General features: G+C 43.8%; 16 protein-coding genes and 2 tRNA genes. 6 read left to right on the top strand and 12 right to left on the bottom strand.

Annotated elements, in window-relative coordinates; all coding sequences use genetic code 11:
- Nucleotides 1–5 precede the first annotated feature (5 nt).
- Complete coding sequence (locus ACK1U4_RS00420; protein WP_419399715.1) at nucleotides 6–785, top strand: pteridine reductase; 780 nt, start codon at nucleotides 6–8, stop codon at nucleotides 783–785.
- Nucleotides 786–953: 168 nt separating this feature from the next.
- Here the strand turns inward: ACK1U4_RS00420 and ACK1U4_RS00415 are convergent, their stop codons facing one another.
- The 11 genes from ACK1U4_RS00415 to folD all read right to left on the bottom strand — a co-directional run bounded on the left by ACK1U4_RS00415 (nucleotide 954) and on the right by folD (nucleotide 10,514).
- Nucleotides 954–2,315 carry a S1C family serine protease gene (locus tag ACK1U4_RS00415; protein ID WP_419399714.1) on the bottom strand — a complete coding sequence of 454 codons (1,362 nt, stop codon included), beginning with the start codon at nucleotides 2,313–2,315 and terminating at the stop codon, nucleotides 954–956.
- Between the two features lie 181 nt (nucleotides 2,316–2,496).
- Nucleotides 2,497–4,026, bottom strand: a complete 1,530-nt coding sequence (gene lysS / locus ACK1U4_RS00410) for a lysine--tRNA ligase (RefSeq protein WP_419399713.1) — start codon at nucleotides 4,024–4,026, stop codon at nucleotides 2,497–2,499.
- Between the two features lie 72 nt (nucleotides 4,027–4,098).
- A complete protein-coding gene (locus ACK1U4_RS00405) occupies nucleotides 4,099–4,494 on the bottom strand; it encodes a type II toxin-antitoxin system VapC family toxin (RefSeq protein ID WP_419399712.1) in 396 nt (131 codons plus the stop codon).
- Entirely contained in the window at nucleotides 4,478–4,795 is a 318-nt protein-coding gene (locus ACK1U4_RS00400; protein WP_419399711.1) for a hypothetical protein, read from the bottom strand. The genes ACK1U4_RS00405 and ACK1U4_RS00400 overlap by 17 nt, the downstream gene beginning before the upstream one ends.
- Nucleotides 4,796–4,807: 12 nt before the next feature.
- Entirely contained in the window at nucleotides 4,808–5,605 is a 798-nt protein-coding gene (locus ACK1U4_RS00395; protein ID WP_419399710.1) for a phospholipase D family protein, read from the bottom strand.
- A gap of 21 nt (nucleotides 5,606–5,626) precedes the next feature.
- Nucleotides 5,627–5,977, bottom strand: a complete 351-nt coding sequence (locus ACK1U4_RS00390; RefSeq protein WP_419399709.1) for a helix-turn-helix domain-containing protein — start codon at nucleotides 5,975–5,977, stop codon at nucleotides 5,627–5,629.
- Nucleotides 5,967–6,275, bottom strand: coding sequence for a type II toxin-antitoxin system HigB family toxin (locus ACK1U4_RS00385; RefSeq protein ID WP_419399708.1), 309 nt, complete (start codon nucleotides 6,273–6,275; stop codon nucleotides 5,967–5,969). The genes ACK1U4_RS00390 and ACK1U4_RS00385 overlap by 11 nt, the downstream gene beginning before the upstream one ends.
- Before the next feature lie 217 nt (nucleotides 6,276–6,492).
- The gene (gene prfA, locus ACK1U4_RS00380; RefSeq protein ID WP_419399707.1) at nucleotides 6,493–7,575 is read right to left on the bottom strand and encodes a peptide chain release factor 1; all 1,083 of its coding nucleotides are present in this window, start codon (nucleotides 7,573–7,575) and stop codon (nucleotides 6,493–6,495) included.
- Nucleotides 7,576–7,678: 103 nt separating this feature from the next.
- On the bottom strand, nucleotides 7,679–8,824 hold the full coding sequence (locus ACK1U4_RS00375; protein WP_419399706.1) for a beta-ketoacyl-ACP synthase III: 1,146 nt from the start codon (nucleotides 8,822–8,824) through the stop codon (nucleotides 7,679–7,681).
- A gap of 98 nt (nucleotides 8,825–8,922) precedes the next feature.
- Nucleotides 8,923–9,657 (bottom strand): class I SAM-dependent methyltransferase, encoded by a 735-nt coding sequence (locus ACK1U4_RS00370; protein ID WP_419399705.1) that lies wholly within the window; start codon nucleotides 9,655–9,657, stop codon nucleotides 8,923–8,925.
- The gene (gene folD / locus ACK1U4_RS00365) at nucleotides 9,651–10,514 is read right to left on the bottom strand and encodes a bifunctional methylenetetrahydrofolate dehydrogenase/methenyltetrahydrofolate cyclohydrolase FolD (RefSeq protein WP_419399704.1); all 864 of its coding nucleotides are present in this window, start codon (nucleotides 10,512–10,514) and stop codon (nucleotides 9,651–9,653) included. Before folD ends, ACK1U4_RS00370 begins: the two co-directional genes overlap by 7 nt.
- 199 nt (nucleotides 10,515–10,713) lie before the next feature.
- Here folD and ACK1U4_RS00360 point away from each other — a divergent pair.
- Both ACK1U4_RS00360 and ACK1U4_RS00355 read left to right on the top strand, forming a co-directional pair.
- Nucleotides 10,714–10,787 (top strand) — tRNA-Cys (locus ACK1U4_RS00360).
- A gap of 138 nt (nucleotides 10,788–10,925) precedes the next feature.
- Nucleotides 10,926–11,012: transfer RNA gene (locus ACK1U4_RS00355), tRNA-Leu, on the top strand.
- Nucleotides 11,013–11,067: 55 nt separating this feature from the next.
- Here ACK1U4_RS00355 and xthA read toward each other — a convergent pair.
- Complete coding sequence (gene xthA, locus ACK1U4_RS00350; RefSeq protein WP_419399703.1) at nucleotides 11,068–11,877, bottom strand: exodeoxyribonuclease III; 810 nt, start codon at nucleotides 11,875–11,877, stop codon at nucleotides 11,068–11,070.
- Nucleotides 11,878–12,012: 135 nt separating this feature from the next.
- Here xthA and ACK1U4_RS00345 point away from each other — a divergent pair, with 135 nt between their 5' ends.
- The 3 genes from ACK1U4_RS00345 to ACK1U4_RS00335 all read left to right on the top strand — a co-directional run bounded on the left by ACK1U4_RS00345 (nucleotide 12,013) and on the right by ACK1U4_RS00335 (nucleotide 16,301).
- A complete protein-coding gene (locus ACK1U4_RS00345) occupies nucleotides 12,013–12,858 on the top strand; it encodes an IclR family transcriptional regulator (protein ID WP_419399702.1) in 846 nt (281 codons plus the stop codon).
- A 170-nt stretch (nucleotides 12,859–13,028) separates the two neighbouring features.
- Nucleotides 13,029–14,852, top strand: coding sequence for a DUF1800 domain-containing protein (locus ACK1U4_RS00340; protein ID WP_419399701.1), 1,824 nt, complete (start codon nucleotides 13,029–13,031; stop codon nucleotides 14,850–14,852).
- A 60-nt stretch (nucleotides 14,853–14,912) separates the two neighbouring features.
- Nucleotides 14,913–16,301 (top strand): DUF1501 domain-containing protein, encoded by a 1,389-nt coding sequence (locus ACK1U4_RS00335; RefSeq protein WP_419399700.1) that lies wholly within the window; start codon nucleotides 14,913–14,915, stop codon nucleotides 16,299–16,301.
- Nucleotides 16,302–16,371: the final 70 nt, after the last annotated feature.

Here is a 16,371-nt window from a genome sequence, read left to right as displayed (position 1 = left end):
TAACCATGCACCCATTATCACCCTCACCCCCTTGCTCTCGTGTCGCCTGTGTCACAGGGGGAGCAAGGCGAATTGGCAAAGCCATTGTCGAAGCCCTGCACCAAGCAGGGTTTAACATCGTCATTCATTATCAAGCCAGTCATACCGAAGCCCAAAGCCTCGCCGATACGCTAAACCATATCCGCCCCCAGTCTGCCACCCTTGTACAAGGCAATTTACAAGCCATTGATGCCCTTACCGAGCTTGCCAAAACCATCATCGCCCAGTTTGGGCGGTTGGATCTTTTGGTGCATAATGCCTCACGTTTTTATCCGACCCCATTAGGGCAAATCACCCAAACCGATTGGCAAAATCTGATGGATTCTAACGCCCAAGCCCCCTTATTTTTAACCCAAGCCCTATTACCTCAATTACAAACCTCACAAGGCTGTATTATCAGCATCTTGGATATTCATGCCAATGCTCGTCCGTTTGTCGGCTATAGCCTGTATAATATGGCAAAATCGGCTCATCAAATGTTGGTGCAGTCGTTGGCATTGGAGCTTGCACCGCAAGTGCGTGTCAATGGGGTCGCTCCGGGGGTAAATATCCTACCAGAAAGCGATACCGAACAAGCCCTAAATGCAGACGATATCGAGCGAATTTGTCAGCGGATTCCGATGGGACGGATTGGCACACCGCAGGACATCGCCCAAGCGGTGGTATTTTTGGCAACTGCCCCTTATATCACAGGGCAGGTGTTGGCAGTGGATGGAGGAAGAAGCTTGACGTTGGCTGGGGGGTGAACTGGGCTAATATCCAACCAACAATCAAAGTCATGGGTGAGAAGCACTGCTTCGCAAGGCTTACGCCCTCGAATAAGAACTATCAATTTGGGCGTATGCAATACGCCCCTACAATATGACATTGATTAGGTTTGGCATGATTCTTTGAACATACTCTGGAAATATTTTCTAGCGTTTAAATAATTCCAATAATTCTGGTGGTAATTGTCTATTGGGGTCATTTTGCATGGATTGCCCTTCAAATTCACCACCCATACCGCCATCGCTCATCGGTGTTAAGGCTTTTTGTGGTTCACGCTCACCCAAAGTCACAGGCACATCCATTTCGGTCGTGCCACGTTTGATATGCAGTTGGATAACGCTATTGGGCGATTTGCGTGCCACCATCTGAATCAAGGCATTGGCATCAGTCACCGCTTGCCCATCCACAGAAAGCACCACATCGCCTTTTTGCAAACCTGCTTTGGCAGACGGACTATCAGGCAAGACGTTCATCACTTCAACGGCTTTATTCTCCGCTAGACTGGTGGGGTCTTTGATACCACCTGCCAATTCAATACCCAGCCAACCACGGCGTACCTTACCTTCTTTGATAATGCTATTCATCACGTGTTCGACAATTGCCGTGGGAATCGCAAAACCAATCCCCATCGAACCGCCCGACCGTGAGAAAATGGCGGTATTAATACCGACCAATTGCCCATGTGCATCGACCAACGCACCGCCAGAATTTCCGGGGTTAATGGGGGCATCGGTTTGGATAAAATCTTCCACCATATTAATACCAAGCCCTGTACGTCCAGTTGCCGAAATAATCCCTTGCGTCACGGTCTGCCCCACCCCAAACGGATTACCAATCGCCAACACCACATCACCGACTTGGGTCGCCTCTTGCTTAAAACCGAGTGGTTTTAACCCTGTTAAATCGACCTTGATGACTGCCAAATCACTTTCTGGGTCAGCCCCAATTACCGTTGCTGTGGCTTTCCGCCCATCATTTAGCACCGCCACGATATTATCCGCTTGCGAAATCACGTGGGCATTGGTAACAATATAGCCATCTGGCGAAATCACCACCCCAGAGCCAAGGTTGGTACTGTCCTGCTCTTGCGGAATGCCATGAAACTCAAAATAACGCTTCATTGCAGGGTCATTCATATAGGGATGTTGGGCGACTTTTTGGGTGGTATAAATATTGACCACTGACTGAGCCGCCACTGCTACCGCATCATGGTAGGACACCACGTCTTGACCATTTTTGAGGGTTTGGGCTGGCACTGGTTCAGGCTTTGGTGGTTGCCAATTAGGATTAACAGTTTGACTGGCAGTGGTTTTATCAACTTTTTTATTAGGATTAAAACTCATCTTACCCTGTGTCATTGCCCAAAATCCCACCAATAACAACAAGCCCAACAACAACCACGGCAATAGCAACAAAAAACCATTTGGCTTGCGATAACTGGGTGGCAAATTAGATGGGTCTAGGGCGGATGGATTTGGATTGGATTGGGTGGGTAATTGGTCAGCCATAAAATTCTCAGTGTGATGCGTATAAAAATGCTCAAATTGGCGTAAAGCGGTTATTGTAACATTAGCCAAACACTGATAAATTGGTTTTTTTTAATCAAAATGTATCTTGTGATACAGATTTTTAACTTGGCATAAAAAAACTGGACATTTTGCCCAGTTTTTATCAAAACCCAAATAAAATTTAGTCTTTTCTTCGCATATGTGGGAACAAAATCACATCACGAATACTCGGTGCATTGGTAAACAACATCACCAAACGGTCAATGCCAATGCCCTCGCCTGCGGTTGGTGGCAAGCCATAGCTTAACGCCTCGACAAACTCCGCATCATAGTGCATGGCCTCATCATCGCCTGCATCTTTTTCGGCAACTTGCTGTTGGAAACGCTCGGCTTGGTCGATTGGGTCATTTAACTCGCTAAAGCCATTGGCGATTTCACGCCCACCGATAAACAACTCAAAACGGTCGGTAATCTCTGGATTTTCGTCATTACGGCGTGCCAACGGTGAGGTTTCCGCTGGGTATTCGGTGACGAAAGTCGGTTGGCGTAGCTGATGTTCAGCGGTTTCTTCAAATACGATGGTTTGTAGTTTGCCGATACCAAAGATGTCTTTGACTTCTTGTTTTAGCACATTTTTGACATAATCCGCTAGATAATCACGGTCAGCGACTTTGCTCATGTCAAAATTTTCGGCATAACGGGCAATCGCTTGGGTCATCGGCAACCGCTCAAATGGGGCTTTAAAGCTAATCGCTTCGCCTTGATACTCAAGTTCGGTTGTGCCTAAGATATCCATTGCCAATTTATTAAACATACGTTCTGTCAAATCCATGACATCTTCGTAAGTCGAATAGGCTTGGTAAAACTCAATCATGGTAAATTCTGGGTTGTGGCGAGCCGACACGCCTTCGTTACGGAAGTTACGGTTAATCTCAAAAACCCGCTCAAAACCGCCAACCACAAGGCGTTTTAGGTACAATTCTGGGGCAATCCGCAAAAACAACGGCATATCCAACGCATTGTGATGCGTGACAAACGGACGAGCCACCGCACCACCGGGGATGACGTGCATCATCGGCGTTTCGACTTCCATATAACGCTCAGACAACATAAACTCACGAATCCCTGCGATGACTTTACTGCGGACAATAAAGGCATTACGGCTTTCGTCATTGGTCATCAAGTCTAAATGACGGCTACGGTAACGGCTTTCGGTATCGCTCAAGCCGTGGAATTTGTCTGGCAATGGACGCAGTGATTTGGTCAATAGCTGTACTTCGGTGGCATGAACCGATAATTCGCCTGTGTTGGTGCGGAATAGATAGCCTGTTACGCCCACAATGTCGCCGATGTCAAAGGTTTTAAAATCGTCATACACAGCATCGCCCAAGTCGTTTTTGCTGACGTAGGCTTGGATACGTCCGCTCATATCGGCAAGGGTGATAAAGCTGGCTTTACCCATGATACGTTTGAGCATGATACGCCCTGCCACGTTGACGGTGATTTTGTCTTGGTTGGCTAGGGTTTCTTTGTCCAAGTCTTTGTATTGGTCTTGGAGGTCTTGGGCGTAGTGGTTACGTCTGAATTGGTTTGGGTAGGGATTTTTGCCTGACTGTTTGATTAAGTCAAGTTTGTGATGACGTTGTTTGATTAACTCGTTTACGTCTTGGACTTCTTCGGTTGCTTGGTTTTCTTGCGGTTGGTTTGACATGAGTTTTCCTTAAAACAGGCATACAAAAAATAAAAAGCGTTACTATCACGCTAAATCAATATCTTTAGAAATCTAACTGGCATCAATCACAAAATCATAGCCATATTGCAAAATCTTTTCATCAACGGTCAAAAAATGAAAGCATTCCACTTTGGCTTGAGCAATTAACAATCTATCAAAAGGGTCTTTGTGAATATGGGGCAAATTCTTGATTTCAAAAATGTGTTTATTATCAATGTAAAGTTGATAAAAACCACTTTTTAGCAATCCTTGCTCCAACTCCTCCACAACAATATCAAAATCTGGCTTACTCAAAGATGCTTTAATCGCAATTTCCCACAAATTGACTGAGCTAAAATAAAAAGTATAATCCGAACAATCAAATAATGCTTTTGCTTTTTTGGCTTTATCCGTTAATTGATTTTTACCAAGCCAAAGTAAAATATGACTATCAACGAGGACTTTCATCATATTCCCCAGCAAACAAGGCATAGATTTCATCTTCATACATACGGTCAAAATCATCGGGAATAGCAGTATTTGCAGGGTTAGCATTTAAAAAACCTGCATTTCGATTAATCCTGCTTTCTGTGTGCATAAAACCCGCATTTAATTTGCGTTTGCTTGGCTCTTTTTTTGACACGGTGAGGTTATACGCCAACCCATTATTATCGGTAATGGTGATATTTTGTTGCCCTAACGCTTGAACCTGCTGAATGATACTTGGCAAATTCATTTGAGCTTGTTGTACTGTGATGACTTGTTCCATTGCTCTTCCTTATTAAAATTGAAATAATTTTAACAATTTATCCGCCCATGATACGTTAGTATTTTTATCTTCTTCAATGGAAATATTCATATCCACCGACCAAATGATAAAATAGCCATATTGACCTTTTTTTAACTCACCACCTGCTTCTCTGCCTTTATCGGTCAAAAACGGTGTTTTACCTTTCATTTCTACATAGCCCAACTGCTCTAAAATAGTGGTAAACTCTGGCGTTGCCATACCCAATTTTTCGGCTAATTTCGATGTTGTCAGTTTATCATAAACTTTTTTCTTCGTTGTTGGTGATGCTTCAACTTTATCATCGACAACAACATTAGGTGCAACTGGGTTGGCAATCGCTTGAGGCTTTTCAGCAGATACTTTTATTTCATCACTAATGCGAATGATACGTTGCACTTCTTCGTAAGTATCATGGTACAGTTGGCTATCATCTTGACGGCTAATCAACACACCCATTTCATTGTTATTGACTTGGCTAAATTCGTAAAGATTTAAACTGGTAATAATGGCTTCGTTTTCATTAAGATAACATTTTGCGTGTAAATTTTTGCAAAAACTGGTACGCACAAAATCTAAATTTTTTAACCAGTTAATTTCTTCAGGTTGTAAATCACTTTTACCATAAATGATACGAATATCAATTTTTAGACGATTTTTATCTTCCAATAGCTCTTTGATACGGTCATTTAATTTTAAAAAAGGACTTATCAAAATCAGCCTATCCGAGGCTTTTTTTATCAATTCCTCAAGGTGGTAAGTCGTGCCACTGGTATTTAAAAACTTTGCCATGATTTTATCTCTATACTAACTTTAGGTAATCAAACTTTCATAAGGAATATTTAAACCATGATGTAATCGCTTAATCATCGTCAAACTAAGATTACGTTTACGATTTAACACTTCTGAAACCTTACTCGGCACGCCCAAAAAGGGTTCTAAATCTTTTTTCTCAAGATTTAACTGCTCCATCTGAAATTCAATCGCCGAAACAGGGTCGGCATGATTGATAGGATAATGTTTGGCTTCATAGGCTTCAATCAAGGTCAGTAATATGTCACGCTCATCTGCTTCTGGCGTACCCTCGCTCGCTTGAAAAATTGGCTCAAGTTGCATAAAAGCTTGGGTTAAGTCATTGTCATCACGAATGGGTTTAATAGTCATTGACTGTCTCCACATCAATTTTATCGTATTCATTGTGTGTGCCTAAAAACTTCACCCACACAATGCCTATTTGATATTGCATCTCCACCACTAAACGATATTTATTCCCTGCAATATTAAACACAACTCGGTTATTACCAACGATACTGGCATTTTTAAACATATCTTTGATATCTTGAGGGGTTTTCCAATCAGACTTTAAAACAATATCATGCCATGCCTCAAGTGGGGCTTGGGAGTCTTCTCGACCACTCTGCTCCCAAAAATTGCGTAACGTACGTTTAGCAATCACTCGCATGAACAAAACCCGCCCTACAATCCAAATCAAATATTGACATAAGTTGATTAAAATATAATCAATTAAATCAGAAATGAGATTTAAAAATTTTGGGCGTATGCAATACGCCCCTACCAAACTGTCTTATTGCTAATTTAAACAACCATAAAATTATATTCCCAAAAAGGGAAAATAACAAATCATTCTTTAACACTGAAACTACGCTTCCCCACTCAGCTTATTCTTCCCCACTGACACTCGCCATCAAATCAGCTTGATGTTCACGCAGTAGGCTGTCGAGCAACTCATCCATATCACCCTGCATAATCGCATCCAGTTTATACAAGGTCAAATTGATACGGTGGTCAGTCATCCGCCCTTGCGGAAAATTGTAAGTACGAATCCGCTCCGAACGGTCGCCACTACCCACCAAATTACGTCTCATATCACTAGACGCATCGATTTGTTTTTGCACTTTTTCTTGTTGGATTTTTGACACCAACATCTTCATGGCTTTATCACGGTTGGCGTGTTGGCTACGCTCTTGCTGACACTCGACCACCGTGCCAGTCGGAATATGGGTAATCCGCACCGCAGAATCGGTTTTGTTAATGTGCTGACCACCTGCCCCACTCGCACGGAAGGTATCGACACGCAAATCAGCAGGGTTAATCTCCACCGTGTCGTCAATCTCGACTTCTGGCATCACAGCAACGGTACAAGCCGAAGTATGCACACGCCCTTGGCTTTCGGTTTCTGGGACACGTTGCACACGATGAGCCCCACTCTCAAACTTCAAGCGACCATACACGCCCGTACCAGACACTCGGCTGATGATTTCTTTGTAGCCACCGTGTTCGCCCTCATTGGCAGACAGCACTTCGACTTGCCAGCCTTGAGCTTGGGCGTAACGCTCGTACATACGGAACAAGTCACCGCTAAAAATCGCCGCCTCGTCACCGCCTGTCCCTGCTCGGATTTCAAGGAACGCAGGTACTTTATCATTCGGGTCTTTGGGGAGCATCATCACGTTGAGTACGTCTTCAAGCTCATTGATGGTGGCTTTGGCAGTGTCGATTTCGTCCTGTGCCATGTCTTTCATATCAGGGTCTGAAAGCATTTCTTCCGCCGTCACGATATCAGCCTCGGCTTGGGTATAACGTCGCCAAACTTCGGTGATTTCGGTCAAGTCACTATGTTCAACGGACAATTCACGGAATTTTTTGTTGTCGCTGATGGTGTCAGGGTCAGAGAGTAAGGCGGTGACTTCTTCAAAACGGTCAACCATTTGGTCAAGGCGAAAACGTAGGGATTCTTTCATAAAATTTTATACAGCTTTTAGGCAATAAAAATGGCAAAATAAAAACGTCTATTTTGCCATAATTTGCGGTATTTTGCATGGGTTTCATGCGGTGAATTTTAGATTAAACTTTTTTTACCAACACACTACCAATCGAGTAACCTGCCCCAAACGAGCAAATCACCCCCAAATCACCTGATTGCATATTCTCTTGGTGTTTGTGGAAAACAATCATCGGACTTGCCGAACTGGTATTGGCATACTCTGCAAGTACAGTCGGAGCAATCGACTTATCCGCCTCTTTGCCCAGTACCGTACGCAATATCAAATCAATCATATTGGCATTGGCTTGATGTAGCCACATTTTTTTGATGGCACTTGGCTCTACGCCATTTTTATTGATTAACTCGATAATCAAATTTGACACGGCAGGGCAAACCTCACGGAACACCTTGCGACCCTCTTGTAAGAATAACTTGTCAGTAACAGGCTCTTCAATGTCAGGATACATCGGTGTACCAGCCGCCAAAAACTCACAACGGTCTAAGAAACCATATTCATTTTTGATATTGGTAGAAAACTGAGTAAATAAATGGCTATCTAAGATTTCATAGCCTTTAGGTTCAGCCGATTCCTCAATAATCGTCGCCGTTGCCACATCACCAAAGATAAAATGGCTGTCACGGTTACGCCAGTTAAGGTGAGCTGAAGTAATCTCAATATTCACCATCGCCACACGCTTGGCAACACCTGACTTGATAAGACCCACAGCTTGAGCAATACCAAAAGTCGCCGCACTACAAGCCACATTCATATCAAAGGCAAAGCCACCTTCCATGCCAATATATTTTTGAAGCTCAATCGCAATCGCAGGGTACACACGTTGGAAGTTTGAACAAGCGACAATAATCGCATCCAAGTCTTTACCTTCCATCCCAGCGTTATCTACGGCTTGCTTTAGGGCATCTAAACCCATTTCTGCCATGATAGACATTTCTTCGCCAAGCTTACGGTAAGGAATCACAGGCGACATGATATCTGGGTTTAAAATCCCTTCTTTTTCCATGACATAACGTGATTTGATGCCAGAAGCTTTCTCAATAAACTCAGCGGTAGAGTGTACCAATGCCGTTTTTTCACCACTGGCAATCGCATCGGCATTTTTGGCATTATAGTTATCGACATATTGGTTAAAGGTAGCGACTAGCTCTTCGTTGCTGATGCTAAAAGGTGGGGTATAAAGTCCTGTGGCGGTGATGTAAATTCCCATGTGCAGTTCCTTTTGAGAAAATTTTGACAAAAAATAAAGAGAATAAGTCCCCCTATTATGCCTTGATTTTGCCAAATAAGCGATAATTTTGTTACAAATTATTTCAATAATCCTGTTTCTGCAAACTCACTGCAATAAATCACCACTTGGTTAAATTGCTTTGCCTCGTCCATATCGGGCAAGGTGGTGGTATCATCTAACGTGGTGATTTTTTGGTAATGTGGATGGGTAAAGTTTTTGACACGGCTATCCGCCACCCAAATTTCATCGGCATATTGCAAAAATAAATCCAATAACGGCAAATTCGCCTTGTCATACAACACATCGGCTACCAGTAATACATCGACTTTATCAATGTTAAACTGCTTGCATAAATCAAATAAATTATCCAATAAATCAATATCTTGTGCATTAATATCAGCATTGGCTTGACAAGCAAGTAAACTCACGGGGTCAATGTCACAGCAAATGACTTGCTTTGCCCCTGCCATCTTTGAGGCGATACCGACAATCCCAGAACCCGCCCCAAAGTCCATCACGACCTTATCTTTGACAAGGTGAGGATTTTGTAAAACATAGTGAGCCAACACCTGCCCTGAAGCCCATGCAAATACCCAGTAAGGACAGTTGTTCCAAAGGTTTTCGATAACATCAGCGGTCAAGTCTTGATGACAAAAATTGGGGTCAATCAGCCATAGGTAAAATGGCTGATTTTGGGTGGACGACCCTTCGTTGGACAAAAGGGATACAGGGGTTTTTACCAAATTTGCAGTTGGTAAAACTTGGTGTAAGGCATTATTTAATAAGGCACTATTTAACGTATGGTTTAGCACGTTTTTTCCGCTGACTCTACGGTTTGACGAATCAACGTATTAATCGTCATAGGCCCCACACCCCCTGGAACAGGTGTATAAGCGGATGCAATGTCTTCAATCCCTGTTAATTCGATATCGCCCACACCGCCATTTGTTCCATCAGCATTGACTCTCGGATGGAAACCAGCATCGACTACCACAGCCCCTTGTTTAATCCAATCTTTTTTGATAAGTTCTGGTTTACCCACTGCTCCCACCACGATATCCGCTTGTTTGACCAGTTCAGCAAGGTTTTGGGTACGTGAATGACAAATCGTCACGGTACAGTCGGCATTGAGTAGCATCATCGCCATCGGCTTGCCCAAAATCGCACTGCGACCCACGACCACAGCGTGTTTACCTGCTAGCTGAACGCCATTTTTCTCAAGCAAATACATAATGCCTTGTGGCGTGCAAGAGCCATACGCAGGCTCGCCCATCGCCATATTGCCAAAGCCTAGACAAGTCACACCATCGACATCTTTTGCCAACGCAATCGCATCAAAACACGCACGTTCATCAATTTGTGACGGCACAGGGTGCTGTAGCAAAATACCGTGAACATCAGGGTTGGCGTTGAGTTCAGTGATTTTTGCCAATAATTCTTCGGTGGTGGTGGCTTGTGGCATTTCGACTTTGAGCGAATCCATGCCGACACGCTTACAGGCATTGCCTTTCATTTTGACATAAGTCGCTGACGCAGGGTCATCACCGACCAAAATCGTTGCTAAAATTGGCGTACGACCTGTTTGCTCTTTAAGTTTGGCAACTCGCTTGGCAAGTTCGGTTTCCATTTGGCTGGCGTAGGCTTTACCGTCTAAGATTTGTGCAGTCATGGGCGTTCCTTTTGATGATTTTAATGTTAAAAAATAATGCCCTATTCTACCGCAAATCATGCTGAAATTTTAGTACTAAAGGTCATCAAATCCTCTGCGACCAAAAAATAATCCCTATTTTTGGATAAAACACACAAAACCCCAAAAAAAGCCTTGCACTTTCTAAAATTTTTGCTATCATAGCAACCCTAAATGAAATGGCTGGGTAGCACAGTGGCCATGCATCGGATTGCAAATCCGCGGACGCCGGTTCGATTCCGGCCTCAGCCTCCATTTCATGGTTTGTTATTAATTTTGGTTGTGTGTGATTGAGTTAAAAAATTTTTAAATAATCACTTGCAAAGTAAAAAAAACCAATTATAATAGCACCCACTTCCAGCACATAGCGAATAACGTTGATGTGACTACCCTGCCCGGGTGGTGAAATTGGTAGACACAAGGGATTTAAAATCCCTCGCTCTTACGAGCGTGCCGGTTCAAGTCCGGCCCCGGGCACCATATTTTAAGAACCTAAGTAAATTACTTAGGTTTTTTTATGTCTAAAATAAGGCAATCAATCAAAATCCGCCCAAATCGGAGCATGGTCGCTTGGCTTTTCCATCGCTCGCAACGCATAGCTCACGCCTGCCCCTTTCAGCTTATCTTTCAAATCTGCCGTCATCAAAATATGGTCTATCCGCAAGCCACGTTTTGGCTCATCATCAAAGCCCTTACTGCGATAATCAAACCAACTCAAATCCTCGCCTTGCTCATACAAATGCCGATAAGTGTCATGCAAATCAGTCGCAAGCAAGGTCTGATACCACTCACGTTCTTCTGGCAAAAACGAACAAATCCCCTGTGATAGCCAGCGTTTGGCATTTTTTTCACCTATGCCAATATCAAAATCTTGCGGGGCAATGTTCATATCCCCCATCAAAATCAAGCTACGGTTTTCAGCTTTTAACTGCAAAATATAATCCGTCAAATCCGCATAAAATTTGCGTTTCATGGGGAATTTGGTTTCATGCTTACGGCTCTCGCCTTGTGGAAAATAGCCATTTAATACGTCAATTTGTTTGCCATTAAAATCATAACGAGCATGGATAAAACGCCTTTGGGCATCGTCTTCATCCGTTGGAAAGCCTTTTTGCACAAAAATCGGCTTGTTGAGCGACAATAACGCCACACCATAGTGGGATTTTTGTCCAAAAAACTCGACATGATAGCCCATATCCTCGACCATCGTCAGCGGAAAGGCTTCATCATGGACTTTGGTTTCTTGCAAGCCGATGACGTCTGGGGCGATAGTATCACGTACGGCTTCAAGTTGATGGGGTCTGGCTCTTAGACCATTGATATTAAAACTAACAAAACGTGGCATACGGTTTCTCTTTTATACATAATCCGATGGGCTGTATGATACCTTACCTTGGGTCTGATAACAATTTAAATACCCTTAGTTAAATGGGCGTGAGCAGGGGATTCGCAAAATTATTTATGGGGTTCGGTTCAGCGGATGCTTGTCGAAATCTTGCAAAACCGTTATGCTAGCTTTTTTGCCATTGTGCAAATTTTGACAACTTTTTCTGATAAAACGACTGATAAAATTATGGCTCGTGTTTCTTCTATTACCCGTGTTTTACAAATCATTGAAGCGGTTTCTTCTGCTAATCGTCCACTGACCCCTTTAGACCTGTCTGAAATGCTAGAAATCCCTAAGCCCACCATGCACCGCTTGATTCAGCAGTTACAAGAAGAAGGTTTTGTACGTGTGGATTTGAATGGTACGATTGTCCCTGCATCACGTACTCGCCATATGGCGATTCACCTTTGGCAAAGTGAGCAAAATGCCGTGCAACGCTATGCGATTTTGCAAGGCTTGGTCGATAAAATCGGAGAAACCTGTGGGGTTGCCGTGCCTTACAATTTGAAGATGGTTTATACCGACCGTGTACCGACCCTCAATCCTCTGCAAGTATATATGCCTGTGGATTCTGAAGCCCCTATTTGGTGTACGGCGACAGGTAAGCTATACCTTAGCACCTTGCCTGCCGATGAGCGAAGGGCTACGGTCAATCAATTATCCTTGAGCAAACGTACTGCCAATAGCTTTGATAATGCAGATAAACTCAACCGTGAGCTTGATAAAATTGCAGAGTCGGGCGTGGGTGTGGATAATGAAGAGTTGATTGATAAAATGGTGGCGATTGCTGTGCCAATCTGCGATAAAGAGGGGCGTTATATCGCTTCATTGTATGCTCACTCGCCTGTATTCCGACTGTCTTTGGCAGAGTTGTTGACATTCACTCCCATCCTCCAGCAAGGGGCAAATGATATCCGAGATGCGTTTTTTGGCGTATAATTTTTCTAAGTACCTCAACACCTTTATCTTATAACATCGAATCTGTTAATGTGGGTTAGCATAGCGTTACCCACAAAATTCTGCTTGTTATTCCAAATTGTTGCATCACTTACGACTTACGGAAAAAATAATTCAAGCAAAACTTACACAATATTTTGGAGTAATAATTTATGGATGAAATTGGCTTGCGTGTAAGTAGACCCTTGCTGAACCGCCTATTATCGCATCATTTGCCAAATACCAAATTTGTATGGGTAAATAGTAATCCTAACACGCTAAAATTAGGCGGAATCTTGAGCCTATCTGCATTTTTAACAGCTTGTGGTGGCGGTGGGGGTACATCTTCTGCGACATCTCCTCCCTCTCCTAGCCCTCAACCCACGCCCCAACCGACCAACTCACAACCACCTAGCCCGCCACCCACAGACCAAGCATCTGCCAGATTTTTACAACAAGCCCAGTTTTCTTCGACATTGGCTGAAATTGCCGTGGTTCGTGAAATGGGCTTTGAAAAATGGCTTAATACCCAACTTACCATGCCGATTGGTGAAAAAGGCTATGACTGGCTATATCGCCATCGTGAGGTATTTACTCGCACGGTTGAAGATGAGGAAAATTTTTCAGGGTCTTGGGGTTCACATAGTCAACCGATGATATGGTATCAGCTAATCACCCAACCTGACACGCTCCGCAAACGGGTAGCGTTGGCATTGTCCGAGATTTTTGTAGTGTCTTTTATGGGAACGGATATTCGCTATTGTGCGTTGGCGATTGCCAATTTTTGGGATATCCTCAATCGCCATGCGTTTGGCAATTATCGTGCGTTGCTTGAGGCGGTGACATTGAGTTCGGCGATGGGTAGTTATCTTAACACCTTAGGCAATAAAAAAGCTGACCCCAGTAAAGGCAGTCAAGCCGATGAAAATTATGCTCGTGAGGTTTTACAGTTATTTAGCATTGGTTTGGTCGAACTCAATTTGGATGGCACACCCAAACTCACCACTACAGGGCAACCCATCGAAACTTACAACCTTAAACAAGTGGCAGAACTGGCAAAAGTCTTCACAGGCTATCAATTAGCCGAGGTCAAACACCCTTGGAAAGCCACGGCTGAAATTCACACTAAGCCGATGGTCGTTGAGCCAACCTTACACGACAATACAAGCAAGCAAATTTTTGGCACACTCATTCCTGCCAATACCTCGCCCTCGCAAGCCCTCAGCATGGCACTTGATAGCATTGCCAATCATGCCAATGTCGCCCCCTTTATCTGCAAACAATTAATCCAACGCTTGATTACCAGTAACCCTAGCCCTGCGTATGTGGCTCGTGTTGCCAATGTTTTTAACAATAACGGTCAAGGGGTGCGAAGCGATTTGGGGGCTGTGGTCAAAGCGATTTTGCTAGATACCGAAGCTCGCACGCCACCGACCAGCTCATTTGGCGGTAAAGTACGTGAGCCGATGATAAGTTTTGTGCAATGGGTACGCACCTTGACCACCAAACAATCCATTTCAGGTAACTGGCTGATTGGCAGTTTGGGGCATGAGCGTTGGGCGATTGGTCAAAGCCCTTTTGCCTCACCCTCTGTGTTTAACTTTTTCCGCCCCAATTATCGCCCCAGTGGCACTGAGTTTGAGGTGAATCAGCTCTCCGCCCCAGAGTTATATTTAATCCATGAAAACTCGATTGCAGGCTATCAAAATTTCTTTTTAAGTTTGGCAAATCGTGGCGTGGATTCCAAAGATAATTGGCAAATTTGTGAAATTGCCAATGACTATGGCGACCTATTATCACTGGCAAATGACCCAACCACGCTCGTCAATCGCCTTAATTTAATCTTAACCGCAGAATCATTAAGCCCCTCCACGGTATCGTATATCCTACAAGCGGTTAATTCGATTGGCACAACTGTCAAAGACTGGCAAAAACAGCGTGTAGCGGTGGCTTGTTGGATGACGATGATTAGCCCTGACTATCGTGTACAGAAATAAGCGTGTGAAAAATAGCCGTGTACAAAAATAGCCATATAAAAAACACCAAAGGATACTAACATGACAATGACAACGATGAATCGCCGTGGGTTTTTGGCTCGTGTGGGGGCAGTAGCAGGCATGGGGGCAAGCCAAAGCTTCGCTCTTAACCTACTTGCCATGAATCAAGCAGTCGCTAGTGATATCCCAGATTATAAAGCCTTAGTTGGCGTGTTTTTATTGGGTGGCAATGACCATGCTAATACCCTCGTGCCGATAGATACCACCAACTATCCCATTTATCAAAAACATCGTGGCAACATCGCCCTTGACCGAGCCAGTGTATTGCCATTATCGCCCAAACAACCGCTTGCCAATGGTGTGCAATATGGCTTACATCCCAACCTCAAAAGGTTACAGGCTTTATTTAACCAACAAAAACTAGCGGTATTGCAAAATGTCGGCACGTTAATCATGCCAACGAACAAACAGCTTTATCAAACCCAAGCTTATAACCTACCGCCAAAATTATTTTCACACAATGACCAACAAGCATTTTGGCAAACCAACGCCCAAGAAGGTAAAGGGCATGGCTGGGGAGCAACTTTGGGGCAACTGACGATGAGTCAAAACAAAAGCCCTCTTTTTACCTGCCTCAACACCAGTCCGAATGGTAAAATGGGCTTATTGGCAGGCAACCAAGTCAGCCAATTTAACCTCAGTGAAGATGGGGCAATTACCATGTATGGCTTTGAAAAAGCCGATAATGATAATTGGCTATTTCACTCAAACCAAGTGCCAAAATTGGTCAAGCAAATGATGGCGACCCCTCGCCAAAACGTCTTTGAGCAACAAATCAGCCAAACCTTTGGCAATTCCTTATACGCCCAAGCCACCTTACGCCAAGCCTTTACCCAAGCCAATATCACCACGCCTTTTGCGGACACATCTTTGGCAAAACAGCTTAAATCCGTTGCCAATATGATTAAGTCCAACAGCCTACTGGGCAATCAACGTCAAGTGTTTATCGTGACGTTGGGGGGCTTTGATTGCCATGATAATTTACTCACCAAACATGGCGAACTAATGGCAGAACTTGATGAGGCGTTGGCAAGTTTTTATCAAGCCACGGTTGAAATGGGGCTTGCCAATCAAGTCACCACCTTTACCATGTCGGATTTTGGACGCACGTTTGCCAATAATGGCGATGGCACAGACCACGGTTGGGGCGGACATCACTTTATCATGGGTGGGGCGGTCAAAGGTCAAATGATTTATGGGCAAACCCCTGAGTATGGCGTGGATACCGCCAGTGATGTGGGGCAAGGTCGCTTGATTCCGACCACCTCAACCGACCAATATGCCAGTACCTTGGCTCGTTGGTTTGGGGTGGCGGATAAGGATATGCCGATGGTCGCTACCAATATTCATAACTTTAGCCAACGGTATTTGGATTTTATGGTCAATTAAGCCAAAAAATGAAAAAATTGCATATTTTTGCGAAATTTTTCAAAAAATCGCTTGACGTAATTTTTAGAAT

It is taken from the genome of Moraxella sp. TY6, from assembly GCF_048551375.1.
In the GTDB taxonomy this organism is placed as follows: Bacteria; Pseudomonadota; Gammaproteobacteria; order Pseudomonadales; family Moraxellaceae; genus Faucicola.
The sequence above is the reverse complement of the archived record's forward strand: the minus strand, read 5'-3'. Positions and strand labels throughout refer to the sequence as shown.

Excerpts from the sequence above, each read along its gene's own strand:
- ACK1U4_RS00420 (WP_419399715.1), top strand. The coding sequence starts at position 6 with ATGCACCCATTATCACCCTCACCCCCTTGCTCTCGTGTCGCCTGTGTC.
- ACK1U4_RS00415 (WP_419399714.1), bottom strand. The coding sequence starts at position 2,315 with ATGGCTGACCAATTACCCACCCAATCCAATCCAAATCCATCCGCCCTA.
- lysS (WP_419399713.1), bottom strand. The coding sequence starts at position 4,026 with ATGTCAAACCAACCGCAAGAAAACCAAGCAACCGAAGAAGTCCAAGAC.
- ACK1U4_RS00405 (WP_419399712.1), bottom strand. The coding sequence starts at position 4,494 with ATGAAAGTCCTCGTTGATAGTCATATTTTACTTTGGCTTGGTAAAAAT.
- ACK1U4_RS00400 (WP_419399711.1), bottom strand. The coding sequence starts at position 4,795 with ATGGAACAAGTCATCACAGTACAACAAGCTCAAATGAATTTGCCAAGT.
- ACK1U4_RS00395 (WP_419399710.1), bottom strand. The coding sequence starts at position 5,605 with ATGGCAAAGTTTTTAAATACCAGTGGCACGACTTACCACCTTGAGGAA.
- ACK1U4_RS00390 (WP_419399709.1), bottom strand. The coding sequence starts at position 5,977 with ATGACTATTAAACCCATTCGTGATGACAATGACTTAACCCAAGCTTTT.
- ACK1U4_RS00385 (WP_419399708.1), bottom strand. The coding sequence starts at position 6,275 with ATGCGAGTGATTGCTAAACGTACGTTACGCAATTTTTGGGAGCAGAGT.
- prfA (WP_419399707.1), bottom strand. The coding sequence starts at position 7,575 with ATGAAAGAATCCCTACGTTTTCGCCTTGACCAAATGGTTGACCGTTTT.
- ACK1U4_RS00375 (WP_419399706.1), bottom strand. The coding sequence starts at position 8,824 with ATGGGAATTTACATCACCGCCACAGGACTTTATACCCCACCTTTTAGC.
- folD (WP_419399704.1), bottom strand. The coding sequence starts at position 10,514 with ATGACTGCACAAATCTTAGACGGTAAAGCCTACGCCAGCCAAATGGAA.
- xthA (WP_419399703.1), bottom strand. The coding sequence starts at position 11,877 with ATGCCACGTTTTGTTAGTTTTAATATCAATGGTCTAAGAGCCAGACCC.
- ACK1U4_RS00345 (WP_419399702.1), top strand. The coding sequence starts at position 12,013 with ATGCTTGTCGAAATCTTGCAAAACCGTTATGCTAGCTTTTTTGCCATT.
- ACK1U4_RS00340 (WP_419399701.1), top strand. The coding sequence starts at position 13,029 with ATGGATGAAATTGGCTTGCGTGTAAGTAGACCCTTGCTGAACCGCCTA.
- ACK1U4_RS00335 (WP_419399700.1), top strand. The coding sequence starts at position 14,913 with ATGACAATGACAACGATGAATCGCCGTGGGTTTTTGGCTCGTGTGGGG.